Annotated in this window: 14 protein-coding genes and 1 tRNA gene; 9 read left to right on the forward strand and 6 right to left on the reverse strand. The window is 50.3% G+C overall.

All coding sequences use genetic code 11. The annotated features are described in order from the left end of the window. The first annotated feature begins 13 nt into the window (after positions 1-13). The 3 genes from JMI88_RS29230 to nfi all read left to right on the forward strand — a co-directional run bounded on the left by JMI88_RS29230 (position 14) and on the right by nfi (position 2,354). Entirely contained in the window at positions 14-730 is a 717-nt protein-coding gene (locus JMI88_RS29230; RefSeq protein ID WP_201365489.1) for an HPP family protein, read from the forward strand. 109 nt (positions 731-839) lie between these two features. After that, positions 840-1,601 (forward strand): class I SAM-dependent methyltransferase, encoded by a 762-nt coding sequence (locus JMI88_RS29235; protein WP_201365490.1) that lies wholly within the window; start codon positions 840-842, stop codon positions 1,599-1,601. Between the two features lie 33 nt (positions 1,602-1,634). Beyond that, positions 1,635-2,354: a deoxyribonuclease V gene (gene nfi / locus JMI88_RS29240; protein WP_201365491.1), complete on the forward strand. Its 720-nt coding sequence runs from the start codon at positions 1,635-1,637 to the stop codon at positions 2,352-2,354. 29 nt (positions 2,355-2,383) lie between these two features. Here the strand turns inward: nfi and JMI88_RS29245 are convergent, their stop codons facing one another. The 3 genes from JMI88_RS29245 to mnmG all read right to left on the reverse strand — a co-directional run bounded on the left by JMI88_RS29245 (position 2,384) and on the right by mnmG (position 6,647). After that, positions 2,384-3,595: a sensor histidine kinase gene (locus JMI88_RS29245; RefSeq protein WP_201365492.1), complete on the reverse strand. Its 1,212-nt coding sequence runs from the start codon at positions 3,593-3,595 to the stop codon at positions 2,384-2,386. Positions 3,596-3,615: 20 nt separating this feature from the next. Then, a complete protein-coding gene (locus tag JMI88_RS29250) occupies positions 3,616-4,299 on the reverse strand; it encodes a response regulator transcription factor (RefSeq protein ID WP_201365493.1) in 684 nt (227 codons plus the stop codon). Between the two features lie 281 nt (positions 4,300-4,580). Next, positions 4,581-6,647 (reverse strand): tRNA uridine-5-carboxymethylaminomethyl(34) synthesis enzyme MnmG, encoded by a 2,067-nt coding sequence (gene mnmG, locus JMI88_RS29255; protein ID WP_236023115.1) that lies wholly within the window; start codon positions 6,645-6,647, stop codon positions 4,581-4,583. A gap of 301 nt (positions 6,648-6,948) precedes the next feature. Between mnmG and JMI88_RS29260 the strand changes: the two genes are divergently transcribed. The 5 genes from JMI88_RS29260 (at position 6,949) to rlmD (ending at position 11,578) form a co-directional block, all read left to right on the forward strand. Further along, a tRNA-Leu gene (locus tag JMI88_RS29260) sits at positions 6,949-7,031 on the forward strand. Between the two features lie 610 nt (positions 7,032-7,641). Continuing rightward, positions 7,642-8,412, forward strand: a complete 771-nt coding sequence (locus JMI88_RS29265; RefSeq protein WP_201365494.1) for an RNA polymerase sigma factor — start codon at positions 7,642-7,644, stop codon at positions 8,410-8,412. Beyond that, positions 8,393-8,980 (forward strand): anti-sigma factor family protein, encoded by a 588-nt coding sequence (locus JMI88_RS29270; RefSeq protein WP_201365495.1) that lies wholly within the window; start codon positions 8,393-8,395, stop codon positions 8,978-8,980. The genes JMI88_RS29265 and JMI88_RS29270 overlap by 20 nt, the downstream gene beginning before the upstream one ends. A gap of 47 nt (positions 8,981-9,027) precedes the next feature. Continuing rightward, entirely contained in the window at positions 9,028-10,026 is a 999-nt protein-coding gene (locus JMI88_RS29275; protein WP_201365496.1) for a DUF8173 domain-containing protein, read from the forward strand. Positions 10,027-10,216: 190 nt separating this feature from the next. Beyond that, on the forward strand, positions 10,217-11,578 hold the full coding sequence (gene rlmD, locus JMI88_RS29280) for a 23S rRNA (uracil(1939)-C(5))-methyltransferase RlmD (RefSeq protein ID WP_201365497.1): 1,362 nt from the start codon (positions 10,217-10,219) through the stop codon (positions 11,576-11,578). Between the two features lie 138 nt (positions 11,579-11,716). On the opposite strand, the gene JMI88_RS29285 is transcribed toward rlmD, so the two are convergent. After that, positions 11,717-13,324 (reverse strand): PH domain-containing protein, encoded by a 1,608-nt coding sequence (locus JMI88_RS29285; protein ID WP_201365498.1) that lies wholly within the window; start codon positions 13,322-13,324, stop codon positions 11,717-11,719. Between the two features lie 44 nt (positions 13,325-13,368). Further along, positions 13,369-13,923 (reverse strand): hypothetical protein, encoded by a 555-nt coding sequence (locus JMI88_RS29290; protein WP_201365499.1) that lies wholly within the window; start codon positions 13,921-13,923, stop codon positions 13,369-13,371. Positions 13,924-14,438: 515 nt separating this feature from the next. Between JMI88_RS29290 and gyrA the strand changes: the two genes are divergently transcribed. Next, positions 14,439-17,033, forward strand: a complete 2,595-nt coding sequence (gene gyrA, locus JMI88_RS29295) for a DNA gyrase subunit A (protein ID WP_201365500.1) — start codon at positions 14,439-14,441, stop codon at positions 17,031-17,033. Positions 17,034-17,226: 193 nt separating this feature from the next. Here the strand turns inward: gyrA and JMI88_RS29300 are convergent, their stop codons facing one another. Further along, positions 17,227-18,963, reverse strand: a complete 1,737-nt coding sequence (locus JMI88_RS29300) for an MptA/MptB family glycosyltransferase (RefSeq protein WP_201365501.1) — start codon at positions 18,961-18,963, stop codon at positions 17,227-17,229. Between the last annotated feature and the right edge of the window lie 11 nt (positions 18,964-18,974).

Here is an 18,974-nt window from a genome sequence, read left to right on the forward strand (position 1 = left end):
ATGGAGTGGAAATATGGAGCCGGAAACCGATAAGCCAGGAACTATAAGCAATCAAACTGGCGACCAGCTAGAAAAACAAGCGGCGGATCGACGTGACCAGCGCTATAGCCGTATAGATGCCGAACATCCCATCGGTGGTGAAATGGCGGACATTCTAAAGGGTCTGCTCGTGCGTCTGCGCCTGCCCTGGCTGGAACAACACTACGCTCAGGTCCGTGTGCTGGCATTGTTCAGCTTTATCAATGGCTGCATCAGCATTGGATTGATGTCGATCCTGGCGCTCATCACGAATTCGCCTTTTATTTTTCCCTCGCTCGGCCCCACCGCGTTTCTTTTCTTCTATACACCACGTGCGCCCAGTGCTTCGCCACGCAATACAATTATCGGACATGCCATCGGCGTGCTGGCAGGCTATTTCAGCCTGCTCGTTACTGGATTGACAATGGCGGGCCCCGCCCTGAGTGTAGGAATGACCTGGCCACGCGTCATTGCCGCCGCCCTTTCTCTAGGCCTGACGGCGGGCCTGATGGTACTCTTTAAGTCGCCACACCCTCCAGCAGGCGCAACGACGTTGATTATCTCGCTGGGTATTCTAACCAAACCCCCACAATTGATCCTACTCATGATCGCAGTTGGCTTGCTCACCCTGCAGGCGATCGCCATTAATCGCCTGGCGGGCATTCCCTACCCGCTCTGGAATCCACTCAAGGAAAATCCAGGTAATCCCTGACGTGGCCCAAGCACAGCCAGACTATAGCTTTTTGCAAGCAGGTGATATGATAAAGCGAACACAGTCGGTGGTTTCGTAACTGGCGCCACTATGGAATAGAGACAGATCAATGAACGCTGAATACGATCTTATTGCTCCTTTTTACGATATCGAGCATGCCCATTTTGATGAAGACCTGGATATGTATAATAACTTCGCGGAGCTCTGCGGAGGAAAAATCCTTGAACTGGCCTGCGGCAGTGGCCGCATCATGCTATCCCTGGCCGAGCAAGGCTATGAAGTGAGCGGGGTAGATAATTCGAGCAAGATGCTGGAGCTAGCACGTGAAGCCTTGCAGGAGGCTGGAGTCGCGGCACGCTGTACATTGGTAGAGCAGGATATCAGTGCGTTACAGCTCAAGCAGAAATTTCGCCTGGCCTTTATAGCCCTTGGTTCCTTTGCCCACATCACCACGCGCAAAGAGCAGCAAAAAGTGCTGGCGGCCGTGCGGTCCCATCTGAGTACTGGCGCTACATTCATTGTAGATATCAGCAACGCCGATGCGCGCTATATGGAAGAGCTAACCGGGCAGGTACTGCATCAGGGTAGCTGGCAACATGAAGATGGTAGCTATTTTACCCATTTTGTCAGTCCAGCTTCCGCTACCAAAAAGCATCAACTTGAACTCACGCATTTCTATGATCGGCATCAGCAGGGAGGCACGGTACAGCGCACAGTTGTTACCACCCATCTGTACCTGTTTGAACGAAGTGAGATGGAACTCTTGCTCGAACAAGCCGGCTTCGTCGTAAAAGATGTATACGGCGATCATGACTTGGGTCCATTCAACCTGGAAAGCCCACGCATGATTTTTATCGCCGAAGCCAGATAATATTCCGATACGGTAGAGAGAAGGATATCAAACATGCCGCGTCCCCCTTTACATAATTGGAACCTGAGCCCTGAAGAAGCGATTGCATTACAGCATGAGCTGGCTCAACATGTTGTATTGGAAGATCATATTGGAGAGATACACTATGTTGCCGGCGTAGACATGGCGATCAACGAAGAACACAACGCGGCCCGGGCTGCCGTTGTGCTCCTCAGTTATCCAGATCTGGAAATTATCGAGCGACACGTTTACGAAGAGCCGATCCGGATGCCTTATGTACCAGGGCTACTCTCTTTTCGTGAGGCCCCGAGCGTAATCGGCGCCTTTGAGCAATTGCGCCAGCGTCCCGATATAGTGATGGTGGATGGTCAGGGGATCGCCCACCCAAGACGCATCGGGATCGCTACTCACCTGGGACTCTGGCTAGAAATCCCAACAATAGGCTGCGCCAAGTCGTTACTGACCGGCAAGTACGATAAAGAAGCGCTGGGTGAAGAAGCGGGCTCCTGGGTTCCTCTCACATATCGCAAAGAGACGATTGGTGCCGTGGTACGCACACGCACGCGTGTCAATCCAATGTTTATTTCGCCTGGGCACCTGATCAGTCTGGAGACGAGCATTCGCTATGTACTGGCATGCGGCAAAGGCTATCGCCTGCCGGAACCAACACGCCAGGCCGACAAACTTTCAAAGGATAATACCTGGATCGAGCCGCCAGATGAGCAGGGGCAGCAGATGAGCCTCTGGTCATAGCTCTTCTTACCCACCCGGGCTGGACGACGCTAAAACTGCTCATGGTCACGATACAAAGGCACAGTAAAGTAGAAGGTGGTACCTTTGTTAACCACAGTATCAAAGCCAATGGTGCCACCATGCTGCTCTACAATCAGTTTCGCAATTGACAAGCCCAATCCATAGCCACCCATTTTAGATTGCTGGCTATGATTAGACTGATAAAAACGCTCGAACACATGATGGCTGTCCTCAAATGGTATCCCATAGCCAGTATCAGAGACAGAGATCATTTCAAAGTGATCATCGTGCTGGCGGGCGCTGATCGTAACCATACCACCGGGAGGCGTAAATTTAATAGCATTTGCCACCAGATTATTTAATACCTGCTTGATGCGTTGAGGATCAATATATAGCGCGGGCACATTCGAGTCGATATCCAGGCGTAAGGCCACCTCGGCCTTTAATGCCTGTGGCTGTAAACTGCGTGCCACCTGGCGCACCAGGCTCAGGAGGTGCACCTCCTGTTGCTTCACTTCAAACTGCCCCAGATCGGAGCGCGTCATAAACAGGATATCCTCAACAATCGAGATCAGCTGTTGCACCCCCTCCTGGGTATATCCCAGATACATGCGCTGCTCTTCATTTAATTCGCCCATATGACCCTGCAAAAGCAAATCAATAAAACCATGCACCGAGTTCAAAGGCGTGCGCAGCTCGTGTGAGACCATCGAAACGAAATTCGAGCGCACCCGATTGGCAACCTTTAACGCGGACATGTCGCGGGCAGAAAAAACGACATAAGAGGATTTATCGTCTAAAGTGATCGGATTGACGCTGGCAGATACCTCATACAGATGATTGGGATCTGTCCCCAAAATAAGTTCTTCGTTGGGTAGAGGACTTTTTTGCTCCAGCGCCCGCACCAGGGGACAACTTGAGGTGCCACATAGGGCCATACGATTGAGGTTCTTGCAGCCCAACACCTCTGTACAACGGCTCCCTACCGTATGCTCTACCGGTTCTTTAAGAGTAGCCGCCGCGGCAGGATTTAGATAAGCAATGTGGAAATCTGGCGTGAGTACAACAATAGCATCTGAAGTAGTAAGGATAGCAGCGTCTAGCACACGATGTCGCTGCTGCGCCAAAGTGCTGATCGCTTTACAATCATTACTTCCCACCACAGGCAAATCAGATGTCATCGGTAAAGATAGATCAGTTGTTTCTTCGACTTGTGCTTGTTTTTGAATACGCTTCCGCAACCTGGCCCCAACCTTTCCCCCTATTTCACAACAAACTTATATCCAATACCTCGCACTGATACAATGTATTGAGGCCGATCGGGATCAACCTCCAATTTCATACGTAAACGACGTATGTATACATCTACGATGTTACTATTATTTTCATTATCATTCCAGACATCAGCCAGTAACTGGTCCCTATTTACTACCTGACCAGAACTGGCCATCAAAACTCGTAACACCTGCATCTCAGTAGGAGTCAAAGTAATTGGGGCACGTCCCCCCACTACAACTTTCAGCTCAGCTGGAAACAGCTCGATCGCTCCCCCACGAATACTTTGATTACCCACTTTTCCATTTTTCTTGATACGCCGCATGACTGCCTGTACACGAGCCACCAGTTCCTGGTGATTATAAGGCTTACAGATATAGTCATCTGCACCAATATTAAACCCATGTAGCTTTGCTTCAATCGTATCCTGGGCGGTCATAAAAATAAGTGGAATTTCGTAACCTTCTGAGCGCAATTTTTCTGAAAACTCGAAGCCACTAATATAGGGCATAGTAACATCAAGTATCAGTAAATCCGGTTCACGTTTTTGAATCATTTGCATGGCTCCACGCGGGTTGTCGGCTGTTTCGACTTCGTATCCCTCTTTACTGAGTACGAACTGCACCAGCGTGTTCGCAAACCGATCGTCATCAACGACAAGAATGTACACAGTTTTCCCCTCTTCTTGATACCTCAGTTTGCCGTGCACCCCCTGTAGATTAACTCTCAATAGATGGTAAGGCCATGGAAATCAGCATTATAGAGAACCTACGGGCATCAGGCTTAACCCGATGTATGGTGCCTGCGAAGGCACCTGTACTTAACAGTTTATGAGCGTATAAGAACCATTGGTGTATGTAGGGGGGAAACACACACCTCTGGTTCTATTGCGTATTGATACATTATTAATGAGTAATATGTGTGTATGTTACACGTTCAATGCGTGTAGTGTCAAGATGAAACCTTTAATGCGCGTAATTTTTCCAATTGGATCATCAGGATGGCAATGTCCGCTGGTGTTACGCCCTCTACCCTCGAAGCCTGTCCCACAGTGCGAGGAAGGGTACGCATAAGCTTCTGGCGCGCCTCGGTACGTAGATGAGGAATGACCTGATAATCGATAGCGTCAGGGATACGCATCTCCTCCAGGCGTTGAGTGCGGCGTACCAGTTGCTCTTGCTTACGGATGTAGTTCTCGTATTTGACCTGCAAGTCTACCTCTTCAGCAGCGTCCACTTCGAGGAGTGGTAGTTGTGCGGATCCAACGAAAGCGGCAGGATCTTCGGCGCTGGCGGCCCGCTCCTGTTCGACGCGTTGCTCCAGCCTGGCAACCTGCTGGTAGCACACCTCCGGTCGACGTAGTAGTTCACGCCCACTCATCATCTGACCAAGTGGTGCAATACCAATCTCTTGCGCGCAGGTCTCAACCAGCCGAGAAGAAGTAAAGCTGACATTATCCAGGCGGGCAAGCGCACTGGCAATAGCGGCCTTTTTCTGCACCACCTGGAAGTAGCGCTCTTCATCAATCAGACCCAGACGATAGGCATGCTCGCTCAGGCGCAAGTCGGCGCTATCTGGACGCAGCAAGAGACGATGCTCGGCGCGCGAGGTATGCAGGCGATAGGGCTCGCTCATAGGTCGCGTCACCAGATCATCGATCAGCACCCCGATATAGGCCTCATGGCGTCCCAACACAAATGCCTCTTCACCAGCCGCAGCCAGCGCTGCATTGATGCCAGCCATAATACCCTGAGCCGCCGCCTCCTCATAGCCAGAAGTCCCATTGATCTGACCGGCCAGGAAAAGTCCTTTTACCGGTTTGGTCTGCATCGTCGGCAATAACTGATCGGGTGGCACATAATCATATTCAACCGCATACCCGACACGCATCATCTCGGCATGCTCCAGGCCGGGAATCGAATGCAACATATCCAACTGCACATCTTCTGGCAGGCTGGTATTCATTCCCTGCACATAGATCTCACCGGTGCGCCATCCCTCGGGCTCCAGAAAAATTTGGTGCGAAACTTTGTCCGCGAAGCGTACAATTTTGTCCTCGATCGAAGGGCAATAGCGGGGACCAATACCCTCGATCACACCCGTATAGAGGGGAGAACGATGCAAGTTATCGCGGATAACCTGGTGGGTCCGTTCGGTCGTGCGTACCAGGTAACAGGGCAACTGAGGCCGCCAGCCATGCAAATCTTCACCGGTCACGGGATAAACAGGATTCGGGCGTCCACCTGGTAGTTGAACATCTTCGTGAGCCGCACGGTCGCGCGAAAAGTAGAGTGGCACGCGGCTACCCGGCTGTGGCTCAGTCTTGCTATAGTCAACGGTCCGGGCATCGATACGCGGTGGAGTTCCGGTCTTAAAGCGCCGTACCTCCAACCCCAATGCCTGCAGGGAATTGGAGATACCCAGGGCCGGGCCCTCGCCAGCGCGGCCGCCTGGCTGTGTCTTTTCACCAACTACTAGCCGACCATTGATAAAGGTACCCGTCGTCAGAACGATTGAAGGAGCCTCGTAGCGCCAGCCATTATTGGTCACGACACCAGTCATCACCGGTCGACCATCGCTGCCGGTGTAGCTAAGCAGTTGTGCAATGGTTGCCTGTTTCAGCTCTAGATTGGGCTGGCTCTCTAACACAAACTTCATCGCCAGGCGATAAGCCTGTTTATCACATTGAGCACGCAGAGCTTGTACAGCGGGGCCCTTACTGGTATTTAGCATGCGTATTTGTATAAATGTGCGATCGGTATTGCGACCAATCTCGCCGCCCAGAGCGTCTATTTCTTTGATCAAATGGCCCTTGGCCGGACCGCCCATCGACGGATTGCAGGGCATCAAAGCCACACTGTCCAGATTCATGGTCAATAGCAGTGTCTTGCGACCCATACGAGCGCTGGCGAGTGCGGCTTCACAGCCAGCATGACCGGCTCCTACAACAATAACATCGTATCTACCCCGCACCAGCTGGTCGGGGAACATATTTTTGCTCTCTGTGCCGTTACTCATAGTGGTTATACCTGGTTGATTCCTTATATATGAACGATTTTTCACTCCTGCACGACTCGTATTATGCCCTAGATACCTGCCCTCGTCAATATTAGAGGCAAGAAACTAGTATCTTCTACTAGAAAGCCCAAAACCAAGAAGACAGGCACCACTATTTCTTGTGTTATCTAACAGGTAAAATAGAGCGAACGACCCGACAGGAAGAGGTAAAAAAACATAATGATCTTCAGAAACACCAAAACTCACGCCAAAAGTGATTGACGCGTAGGCTGAAGCATGGTACTATCAATATACCAAATTCGGGGCGATGGCGGAATGGTAGACGCCGGAGACTTAAAATCTCCTGTCCGCAAGGACGTGAGGGTTCGACTCCCTCTCGCCCCACTCTTCTCTACAAGCGCTTCACAACGTGCCTCAACCACAAAAATGTTCCCATCATGGCGCTACCGCCTCAGAGGTGTTTTTTCTGTTCCCGAAACGATATGTTTCGAGTGGTAAGGGACAAATTCGGGAAGAGTTTTTGTTATTATAATTTGATTGAGACAATTTATTACGTCTATACGATATAGGAAATAGAAATTGTTGTTTACTCCGATACAGATCTGCTAGAGAATGAGCAGTGGACAATCAGTTGTGATCTCAGGCGTAGTGCTGACGAAAAGAAGAAAGCCTCAGTAGTTCAGCCTATCGGTTAAAGCCATCAGGTCTTTTATGAACATAGTGCGCTTAAAAATGAATATATGTTCACAAAATAATGGTGTATTGGCTATAAGTGGCGTGATTCCCTGTGAAATAATGAAATTATTGTCACAAAAAAGGGTAAAAAAGACTGCATGAAGGTACTTTCCTCTTGCCACCAGTGACCTACTAGTGTTACACTTCAACAGAAGATTACAACTTTTTTAGTCGCTGCTCGTAAATGAGCATAGAAGACGCAGTATATTCGTCCTCTTATGATCTGAATCGAGTTTTAAGAATAAATGAGCGGTGACAAATGCTAGAATCAACTGTAAACGCTTCAAATATGCTGGGAGGGATGGGGGCTGGTTCGATCACGCAGCCGGCGCGTAAAACACGTCGTAGCCAGAGTAGTGGAACGCTAACAGGTGCAGCGGGTGTACAGGGTATTGCTAATACTAGTGTGGCCAGCACCAAGACGAAGTCGGGTGCCATTGTGGAATCGATGAGCGACGCAGCGCTCGTCGAACTGGTACTCAATGGCGAACATGACCTTTTCGCTACGCTTGTTGAGCGCTATAAAGATGCCGTACAGAATCTCGCGTATCGTATGCTCGGGAATGTCACGGAAGCTGAAGATGTGACGCAGGAAACGTTTGTGCGGGCCTATACACAGCTCGCTACATATAAATCTGCGCATAAGTTCAGTACATGGTTGCTTTCGATTGCTTCCCACCTGGCTATTGATCAACTGCGTCGACGACGCTTCCTGGCCTTACCACTCGAAGACGTACCTTTTTTAGAGTGGATTGTGGATGTAGGTGTCAGCCCTGAGCAATCAGCTTTACAGGGTGAGCAGCAGGACGAAATACAAACGTATTTGCAACGCCTGCCGAGTAAATACCGGGCAGTCATTGTGCTGCGTTACTGGTATGATTTTTCATATGAAGAGATCGCCAACGCGTTAAAATTAACGCCGGCTCTGGTAAAAGCGCGTTTACACCGTGCTCGCGAATTATTGGCCCGCTATATGCAACAAAAAACTTCCAATGAGGAGGGACCAATCGATGCGCTGCCGCGACGCTAAAAAATGGCTGAGCGCTCAGCGTGATGGCGAATTGGAAGCGTCGCACGCCAAAGCACTCCAGGAGCACCTCGCCCGATGTGCTTCTTGCTATGCTTTTGTGCAAGAGCAGCAACGCATAGATACCATGTTTGGTTCGTCAAGTCTTCGTGTTCGTCAATCCGAAACCTCATTGGTACGTCCGGCCAGCGTTTCAACCGATCAAATCATGCGAGCAATCCAGCAACAAAAGCAGATTACCCATCAGCTTGAGGATCTGCGCCAACGGCAGCAGTCGCGTGTGGCACGTATGCGCACTGCTGGCGCTGTTAGCGCTGCATTAGGCCTCCTCACATTGAGCAGCATTCCACTCTTGTTTCTGGTCATGACGATTCTTCAAACTGATCTTGCACTCAAAACACTTTCCCTCTTCAATGGTGTCATTGACGCAGGCATTGTGCTAGGTGAATATATCCAAACCGGGTTAACCCTCGTCACTCGCGATAACTTGCTGCTGTCAGGGCTTGCATTCGCAGTGGTCGTCATGATGGGGATGTGGCTTCGCCTGATGCGCTCTCCACAAGAAGCGTAAGCAGCGAAGGTCATGGTCAGATGGTGACCATGATAGGGGGTTCTAGTATGCGAAAGGTCTCTCGAAGACAACGATTCATGTTCTTGCTGCCGGGTCTTGTACTCTTAGCAGCATTCTTGATAAGCGGTGGAGTAGAGGCACTAACAACTGGCGTTCCTACGGCATCGGCACATGGGGCAAATGATCACCTGGTAGCACAGGCGGCTCAGCCTCAAGAGGACTGCATTGGGGAACAACGCAAACCCAGTTTCAGAAGTGCTGTAGTGGTGAGTAAAGGAGACGTGGTATGTGGAGATTTGACTTCATTCGGGGGTAATGTCACCATCCATGGTGAAGTCAAAGGCGACGTGATGGTCATTGGTGGAAATATGGTTATCGATGGTGGGGTCGACGGGAACGTGACCCTTTACGGTGGCAACCTCAGTTTTTCCCCTGGCGCACACGTCAATGGAGACATTCATGTTTGTGGAGGTCAACGGTACAAAGAAGCCAACTTACTTCTTCATGGAAGCTACTTTGGCTGTCCAACTGGCGTCGTTGACATGCTTGGAAGTGATGCGGGAGTTCAGTTTCGTTTCTGGTATATTGTGACATGGGTCTTGTTGGGGATGTTACTTACCACCTTGTTACCAGAACATGTCATGATGGTTCTAACGACGATAAAACATAAGGCGCGGCGAAGCTTCGCCCTGGGGCTGCTAAGCATTCTGCTTGCACCGGCTATTTTTGCTGTCTTGCTTGCACTTATCATTCCTATTCCGCTGGCAATTCTGGTCGCAGTCGGACTCATTGCAGCCTGGGCACTCGGATTGGTTGCCACTGGTTGGATTATCGGGAACTGGATCGTGCAGCGCATTCTTCCTCATTACGATACGCGCCTGGTGCAAATCGGCGTTGGTATGGCGATACTGGCTCTGTTTGGATCGTTGCCTTACATTGGCTGGGTCGTCAATATTGGAGTAGGGATTCTGGGGGTCGGGGCAGTCTTTTTAAGTCGCTTTGGGACGCGGCTCTATGGCTCTCCGAAACAACCGCTCTCCTGGTAAAATCAGGCACACATGCAAGGATGCTTCTGCTTGCTATGAGCTGATGCTCAATTATTTATCGGTATCCTTCAACATGCGAGACTCCATTGTTGGGGCTATGTAGTAGTAAGAATTGAAAGACACAAAAACGCTGGAAAGAGGGGGCGGACATTAACGACAGAACCTGTCGTCAGGTGCCGCCGAGGTGAACATGAGTATTGATGTTGAACTTACAGACCTTGCCTACGGAGGAGACGCCGTAGGCCGCTATGAGGGACGCGTCTTGTTTGTTCCTGGAGGAATTCCGGGTGAACGGGTACGCGTAGAGATTGTTGAGGAACGGCGCGGACATGCACGTGCAGAGCTCCTGGAAATCCTTCGCCCTGCTCCTGAGAGGGTCGAACCGGCTTATCCACAACTTACCGATAGTGGATGCCAGTGGCAACATATCGCGTATCCTGCACAGTTGACCTGGAAGGCTCATATTGTGCGTCAATTGCTGGTTCGCATTGGCAAACAGCCAGACGCACTTGTTCATCCAACCATTGGTATGCCAGCCAACGTTCCACCCTGGCATTATCGTAATTATGCTGTATTTACGGTGGGAACGGCGGGCGAGATCGGTTTTAAATTGACCGATAGCCATGATGTGCAGGACCTGGAAGAGTGTGGCCTATTGCATCCTGCATTGGACCAGGTCTATCAATTAGTACGCCGGAAACTGATCGATTATTTTGGTGACACTCTCGGTCAGATGCTGCAAAGCGTAACCATTCGCGGTGCCATTGGGGCGGTCAGCAATTCCGCCACGGGTATCGCACCCAACGCCGTCAAGGCAGTGCCAACCCTGCTCATTTTAAATGCACGCCCTGGCTCGATGATGGAGAACCCACATCAACTGGCGCAGGAGTTAATGACGATTGCACCGGGTATTGTGGGGGTGATTATTGAGCGCGTCGGTGGACGTTATGGACGCGTCTTTGTCGGACAGGAATTCTTGACGGATGTTGTGCTGGGAAGGCGTTTCCGTATTTCAGCGGATTCATTCTTCCAGGTCAATCCAATCCAGACATCGGTCCTGGTTGAGCGAGCAATGGCGGCTCTTGAGCCACAACGCCATGAGGTAGTGCTGGATGGTTACAGTGGCGTTGGACTCTTTTCAACCTTCCTGGCCTCGCAGTGCGCCCGCGTGATTGCCGTTGAGTCACAACCCAGTGCAGTCATGGATGCGCGCGCTGGCTGCGCTTTGAATAATCAGAATAACATTACGGCCCTGGAAGGAACGCTGGAGCGTATTCTTAATCAGTTGCACTATCGGCGCGAGCGTATCGATATTGCCCTGGTTGATCCTCCACGAGCTGGTTGCCATCCCAAGGCGCTGCAGGCACTACAAACCATGGCTCCACGCGCTATCTGCTATGTCTCGTGTGATCCCAGCACGCTGGCCCGCGATATCGCTACCCTGTGCTCTGGTGGACGCTATCGCCTGGTCTCAGCCCAGCCAGTAGATATGTTCCCTCAGACCTATCACATTGAGAGCGTCGCCCTGCTGGTGCGCGCAGGTAAGTGGTAGATGTGAGCACCAGAGGTGCGGAAACATAGTTACATTTATTGGCGCACCAAAGGTGCAAATATATGACTTATTCTATGGGGCAAAACGAGCGACATGTCGCTCGTTTTGCCCTATAGAAAAAAACAGCTCAGGCGCACATTAAATGGAATCTACCAGGGTTGGCCGTTTACTCAAAACGATCTCGATCTGACTTCCCTTCTCCATAACAGTACCGGGAGGGGGACTCTGCTGAATCACCAGCCCCGGCGGAATATTGGGACTATCAACCGCTTCGCCCCGCACAACCACATCCAGGCCATATTCTTTAGCACAGCCCATCGCATCGAATAGATCCAGGTTTTTTAGATTGGGGGCACCAACACGCTGATCGGTCTCCTCCAGTTTGCTAACCACAGTACTAAACCAGTTATATAAAACGTGCTTCTCTTCATTCTCCCGCTTCGCGGCATCAGCTTTTTCTTTGTGCGACTTGATGCCCAGCACCTCATCCTGTAACGTAAAAGGATGGTCCACATAGGAAAGTATCACGTCAGGATTGTTGCCGGGCGTTTCAATGTAGACGTGTCCCACATCAAAGAAACGAGCAAGCACACCAGGCACTTTCACGCGAATATCGCGAATACTCTTATATTCCACTTCCAGGCTGGTCTCGAAGAAAAGACCATAGTGGCGCTCAATATCGATAATGCGGCGATTAGTGAGAATATAGACGTCATCGACGAAATTGGTGTAAATCAGGAAGATAGCCACCAACAAGCCTAAGAGCACCATCCCCATGAAGGTCCACCAGTATTGCCAGATGGAATAGGGAATCAGGCCGGTTCCGGGAGCAAACAGGGTAACAGGAGCCAGCAGCACTAGCAAGCTCAGCGGTAGCGCCAGGTTGCGCCACAGCACATATTGTGAACGCTGGATATACATAACAGTATATTCGCCTGAAACATAGCGTACATCGCAAGGTAGGCGCAAAATGCCGCCAAAAGTGCGACGTGGTCCCAGGAAACGCCCATTGTCACCACGAATAGGCGGAAGATCCTCATCCGCATTGGGCAATTTGGGAACTTCTTTTCCTTTGGCCAGCGATTTGAGAACAGCCGCTAGCTGGGGATCGCGCGGCTCAGGGGGAGTTGGAGGCTTTGGCTTTTTCGCCTTGATCTCGGTCGATATACCCAGAATAGCATCACGGACGGCCTTGGGTCTCGGCACCTCGCGGATATATAGATCACCACCGGCCAGGTATACATGCACCGTGCCAAAGTTGAGCAGGTGACCGGGCATCGTGTCGATGCCAATACCAACCTGCTCAACCTTTTCAATGGGAGTCTGCTGGCGTGTAGGCTCTAATAAGCCGCGCGCATTGATGATGCGTCGATCAGTAATGATATAGGTCTCATACCACCAGCCAATCAGATGCCGATAAAGGAACCACACGCCAGTCACCAGCGTCGCCACAATAGCCATAATCTCCAGTATAATCCAGAGAGATGAAAAAGCAGGATAGGTCACAGCGGTAAAGCTAACCGCAATAATCGCCAGGGCGGAAAGCAAAAATGGCCACGCCGGCTGCATTAAAAACCACCAGTGTCTACGTACAACCATCAATACATTCTCGCCCGGCTGCTGCCCGGGAAATCGCCAGCGCCGATCAGATCCACGCCTTAATGGCGCCAAGCTAAAGCGACGTCGTACCGAACTTATGGGGTTTCCCAGCAGTGTCGTGGTCGTTTTTTTGGGTTTTTCAGCCATTCAGTCACCTCAACGGTCAGCATGGTGTTCGGAACACCATTCCTCTATTTTTTGGCAGCTGTCCTGCGTGAGGCAATCACCGCCACCACAATGGCAATTATTGCAATAAAGAAAATAATCGCCACGTAATTTAAGGGATCAGGTGATTGAACATCAACCGACACAGTTGAACGGCCACCAATTGTTTTAAAGTAATTACTTAAATAACCCAACACAAAAGCCCCCGAAATGACCGCGGGCACGATACCTATAAAACGTTCATGAGGACTGTATGGTCGAGGGAAAGCTTTATTTCCTATATAGTAGCCCAGGGCCACCATAGCAGCAAAAATAATCAAGGACCATAATGGTCCACCTAAAAAGCCTCCTACCGAGGTTGTCTGGGTCTGGCTGGTACCAGCAGCATAGCCAATTACAGCAGGCAAACGGCCTATGAAAGATCCAACGGCATTGCTGGTATCTTGATGGACGAGGAAGGTCGCTAATAAGATAAACACCAGTGAAACAAGCTCACGCCGCCAACCACGTTGAAATCCGGCGACAATAAAGATCAAGATAGCGACAAAGAAGCACTGTTGTTCCGTGAATGGTAATGACATATATTTCTAAATCTCCCCAATATCACCAGAATCGCAGGCGCTACACAACCGGAGAAAGCAACAGCGCTGAAATTTCCCCGTAAATTCCATTCCTGCATTTAATCATACCACAGGTTTTTTATAAAACATAGGGTCTTTGCAGGCAAAATCGTATGTTTGTACACCGCACTATCCATAGTAATATGCCAGCTAAAAAATTCACATACTGCTATAACAGCAATCGGAAACGCTGCTTGATCGCGACTCTCAATACCACCACTAACTCAACCATTCACAGTAATCAGTTTGCCTGAAAAAGAGGTGTCAACCAGGCAGCTTCGCCCATCCGATTGGGTCGGCATACCAGCTGAGAAGAACCTGCTAAAAGCCTATAAAAATTCGTAAATATGCGCCCAATGTGCTATAATAGAGCAGGTAGGATCAAATTTTCTAAGACCCCTCCAAGCAGCTTATATCAATGCTTCAACCCGATATCGCCTTCAGGCTATGTCTTACTTTTTGGTGAGGATGTTTTTATGGAACCGGGCAATGTAAAGCCAGTCAATATCGTTACAGAAATGACAGGAGCCTATCTCGACTACTCAATGAGTGTAATTGTGGCACGTGCGCTCCCAGATGTTCGAGACGGCCTGAAACCTGTTCATCGTCGTGTGCTCTATGCTATGGACCAGATGGGTCTGCAATCAACGAGACAATTTCGTAAGTGCGCAGGTACCGTTGGCGAGGTGTTGAAGAGTTACCACCCCCACGGCGATGCAGCCGTGTACGCTTCTCTTGTTCGTATGGCTCAGCCATGGGCGATGCGCTATCCTCTTGTTCTTGGCCAGGGCAACTTTGGCTCACAGGATGATGATCCAGCCGCCGCTATGCGTTATACCGAGGCTAAAATGGCCGCGATCGCGGACGAGCTGTTGAGCGATATTGAAAAAGATACCGTCGATTTTGAGCCCAATTATGATAACCAGACCACTGAACCTGTTGTTTTGCCAGCGCGCCTGCCCAACCTGCTCCTCAATGGTTCAACAGGTATTGCCGTTGGTATGGCTACCAATATTCCACCGCACAATCTCAATGAGGTCTGCGATGGCATCACCTATCTGATCGATAATCCAGAAGCCACCACCGAAGAACTGGCGCGCATTATTCGCGGTCCAGACTTCCCAACCGGCGGTATTATTCAGGGCCGCGAAGGTATCCGCAATACCTATGCCAATGGCCGCGGTCGCGTGGTGATTCGTGCGCGTACACACGCTGAAGAGACCGAGCGCGGTCGCATCAGTATCATTGTGACCGAGCTACCATATCAGGTCATCAAATCTGACCTGGTAAAGAAAATTGCCGAGATGGCCCGTGATAAAAAGATCGATGGCATCTCCGAGGTACGCGACGAGTCGGATCGCCAGGGCATGCGCATGGTAATTGACCTGAAGCGTGAAGCCAATATGGATAGTGTGCTGAATTCGCTGTTTAAATATACGGCCATGCAGACAGCCTTCAATACCAACATGCTGGCACTGGTAGAGCAACAGCCGCAGACGCTCACGCTAAAGAAGTTCCTGTACCACTATATCCGGCATCGTGAAACTGTGCTGACACGCCGCACGCGCTTTGAGCTGGCCAAGGCTGAGGCACGCAAACATATCCTGGAGGGCTTAAAGATCGCCCTGGATAACCTGGATGCCGTCATTAATATCATTCGCTCATCACGGTCCGCTTACGAGGATGGCCTGACCCAGTTGCGTGAACAATTTGGCCTGTCCGAAGAGCAAGCCAGAGCTATTCTGGATATGCGCCTGGCCCGTCTGGCTTCTATGGAGCGCCAGAAGATCGAAGACGAGCTCAAAGATGTCTTGCAGCACATCGACTACTACCATGTGCTGCTGAGCGATATCAATGAGATTCGCAAGCTGATCAAAAATGACCTGAAAGAGCTGAAAGAAAAATACGGCGATGAACGACGCACAGAGATCGATGCCAATGAAGTCGGAGACTTTAAGCATGAAGATCTGATTCCGAATGAGGAAGTGGTCGTCACTTTGACCGAGAAGGGCTATATCAAGCGCCTGCCTTCTAACACCTATCGCGCGCAACGCCGTGGTGGTCGTGGCGTGACCGGCATGGTCACCCGAGAAGATGATACCGTGCGTCACTTGCTGATCACTCATACTCATGACAGCCTGCTCTTCTTCACCGACCGGGGCCGTGTCTTCCAATTAAAAGCGTATGAGTTGCCAGATGTAAGCCGCACAGCCAGAGGTGAGCACCTGATCAATATGATCGCCATCGAGCAGCGTGAGCGCATTACCGCCATCGTCTCGGTACCTAAGGGTATCAATCGCGATGTGCTGATTGTGGCCACCAAAAAGGGCGAAGTCAAGAAGACCGCAATGAGCGAGTTTGAAGTCGTCCGACGCCAGGGCCTGATCGCGATGAATCTGGAAGAAGATGACGAGCTGATCGGAGCCAAAATGGCACGCACTGGAGACGATGTGCTCCTGATTACAGGCAAAGGCCAGGCGATTCGCTTCTGTGTCGATGATCTACGCCTGGCTTCACGTACCAGCGGCGGTGTCCGTGGTATCCGCCTGGACCAGGATGACAAGGTAGTCTCGTTGAACCTGGTAAAGGAAGATAGCGAGCTACTGATTGTCACGGAGTATGGCTACGGTAAACGCACGCCGGTTGAGGAGTATCCACGTCACAATCGTGGCGGTAGCGGCATCATCACCTCCAGGGTTTCAGAAAAAACTGGCCCGGTGGCAACTGCTCGCGTCGTAACGGAGCAGGACAGTGACTTGATGATCATCTCAGCCAGTGGTGTCGTTATTCGTACCGACGTCAGCACCATCAAAGTCAGTGGCCGTGCTACCCAGGGTGTCATTCTGATGCATGTCAATAAGCATGACTCCATTGTCGCGGTTGCCACCACCAATGGCAAGAAACCCTCTGAGCATGAGGAGGATGAAGTCGAGCCTGCTACAAATGAGGAAGGTGCCAGCAACGAACCAGTCGCGATCGGGGCCCCTGTAGAGAATGCGGAGGCGAATGAAGACGCAGATGTAGAGTCCATTAGCGCCGAGGATAACCCCTCAGAAGAGCCAGAGTTGTAGGTACGTCCCTTGCGGGCGCTTTTACCCTTCACGCTCAGAAAGAAAGAAACTCGTAGGCACACCTACGAGTTTCTTTCTTTCTGAGCACTTTTGCTTATCATCTTCGCCTAGATGAAAAAAATATATTGCCCTTACGGACGCATACGAGCCCGTAAGGGGCAATATATTTGCTATTCAGCGAAGCAATCAACGCTTATTCAACCAATGCGCTACTGGTCGTAGCAGGTGATGGCAGTGGGGTATCCTGGGCCTGCTCGGTACGCTTATTATAACGAGGCCAGAGGTACCAAACCACAATCAACACGACGATAGGTATCCCTAGTATACCGAGATTAAGCCAGATATTCCAGGTTAATGCCGGTGGTTTTAAGAGCAGCAGCATCCAACCGATCAGAGTTGTGTAGTAGGAAAAGAAGGCCGTAGCCGAAAAAGTCAGGGAGAAAGCCAGCAATGTATAGCTAATACGGTTCATTCTGGCTGCTACACAAAATGGCAACAAACCGACCAGCCAGATCAGATACCAGGAAAAGAACCAGGGGGTCGAGAGCAGAAAGCCCGCGAACGAAGCCAGGGTAACCAGCGCAATCGTGCGCGTATCAGGAGCTCGCCAAAGATAGAGGCAACCAACCACAATCGGCAACACCATCGCGAGGAAGTTGATGATATTCCACAGTAAACGGCTCTTGAATATGTTCAACACAGGAAGTAGAGCATGATATAGATTGTAGTTCTTGAAGGTAGACAGTACCGAGCTGATCGAGTCAGACGACGCTGGCAACGTAGTAAAACCAAGCACGATATCGTGAAAACTATGGCCAATCCAGAAGGGACCATAGCAGGCCAGCGTAATCACGCCAAAAACGACCGTCGAGATAATCCCGGATAGCAAGGCCCGTTTCCAGACTAGCTTGTCATTTTTACTATCTGCCTGTATCGTAGCGAAACAAACAGCCAGCACAAAGATGGGGAGCACGACGGCCGCGCTAAATTTTACCAGTACGGCAGCCGTAAAAGCGACCACGACCGGCAGGTAACCACGCCAATCTAAAAAGGTGCCTTTCTGCTGAGCGCGTGCACACAAGTAGAAGCCAAGCAACAGGAAAGTGACCATAAAAACGTCATTGTGTGCGCTAAAAGCTGTCTCCATGAGTACCAGGGGGTTCCAGGCATAGAGAAATGCTCCAAGCAGGACGTATCTGGGAGAACATTTTAGAGCACGCAGCGCCGCGATAATCAATACAATATTGGCCAGGTTAGACAATATCGCGAAACAGCGGAAAGTGACAATCAAATTAAACTGTGTTGAACTACCCACAATAGATAGCAAACTACAAACTGCGAGCCAGATAGGCCCATAAATGGAAACAGTATTATGCCAGTATAGCCACTGATATGTTATATCATGTGGAAAAGCCGATGGTGGAACAAAATAAGGGTTCGCATGATAAAGCATTAATAGACGGCCATAGCTGGCATAAGAATAGACATCTGAAGCCATCATGCCAGGAGTAAGCAGATAAACAACGCTCACAACCAGTACACCCAGCCAGAGCAACCCGAACAGAAATCTCAGTGAACCAGACCTGGCGCGCCGATTGATAAACCAGGCGCAAAAACCATAAGTCACAAACATGATACCCAGCAAAAGCATCATTTCCTTAAAGCCGGTCTTATGTTGGGTCAGGCGAGAATGCACACCAGTTGTCAGGTCCGTAGGAATCCAGCGACCAAACCAGGTTATTTTCTTGCTTATCCACACATTTGTCGAGAAACCAGATAGCGAGAACAGCACAGAATCATAAAATAAGGCGCTTAAAACGAATATGGCGGCCGCGATTAGCACAGGCCATAAAGCAAACGTCTTCTGTTGTTCAGATGCTTTAGCAGGTGATAGAGATGAATCTACCTTTTTTACAACATTTTCTAACAAGAATTACCATC

It is taken from the genome of Dictyobacter formicarum, from assembly GCF_016587435.1.

Coding starts and splice junctions, on each gene's coding strand:
- JMI88_RS29230 (WP_201365489.1), top strand. CDS start 14: ATGGAGCCGGAAACCGATAAGCCAGGAACTATAAGCAATCAAACTGGC.
- JMI88_RS29235 (WP_201365490.1), top strand. CDS start 840: ATGAACGCTGAATACGATCTTATTGCTCCTTTTTACGATATCGAGCAT.
- nfi (WP_201365491.1), top strand. CDS start 1,635: ATGCCGCGTCCCCCTTTACATAATTGGAACCTGAGCCCTGAAGAAGCG.
- mnmG (WP_236023115.1), bottom strand. CDS start 6,647: ATGAGTAACGGCACAGAGAGCAAAAATATGTTCCCCGACCAGCTGGTG.
- JMI88_RS29265 (WP_201365494.1), top strand. CDS start 7,642: ATGCTAGAATCAACTGTAAACGCTTCAAATATGCTGGGAGGGATGGGG.
- JMI88_RS29270 (WP_201365495.1), top strand. CDS start 8,393: ATGCGCTGCCGCGACGCTAAAAAATGGCTGAGCGCTCAGCGTGATGGC.
- JMI88_RS29275 (WP_201365496.1), top strand. CDS start 9,028: ATGCGAAAGGTCTCTCGAAGACAACGATTCATGTTCTTGCTGCCGGGT.
- rlmD (WP_201365497.1), top strand. CDS start 10,217: ATGAGTATTGATGTTGAACTTACAGACCTTGCCTACGGAGGAGACGCC.
- JMI88_RS29285 (WP_201365498.1), bottom strand. CDS start 13,324: ATGGCTGAAAAACCCAAAAAAACGACCACGACACTGCTGGGAAACCCC.
- JMI88_RS29290 (WP_201365499.1), bottom strand. CDS start 13,923: ATGTCATTACCATTCACGGAACAACAGTGCTTCTTTGTCGCTATCTTG.
- gyrA (WP_201365500.1), top strand. CDS start 14,439: ATGGAACCGGGCAATGTAAAGCCAGTCAATATCGTTACAGAAATGACA.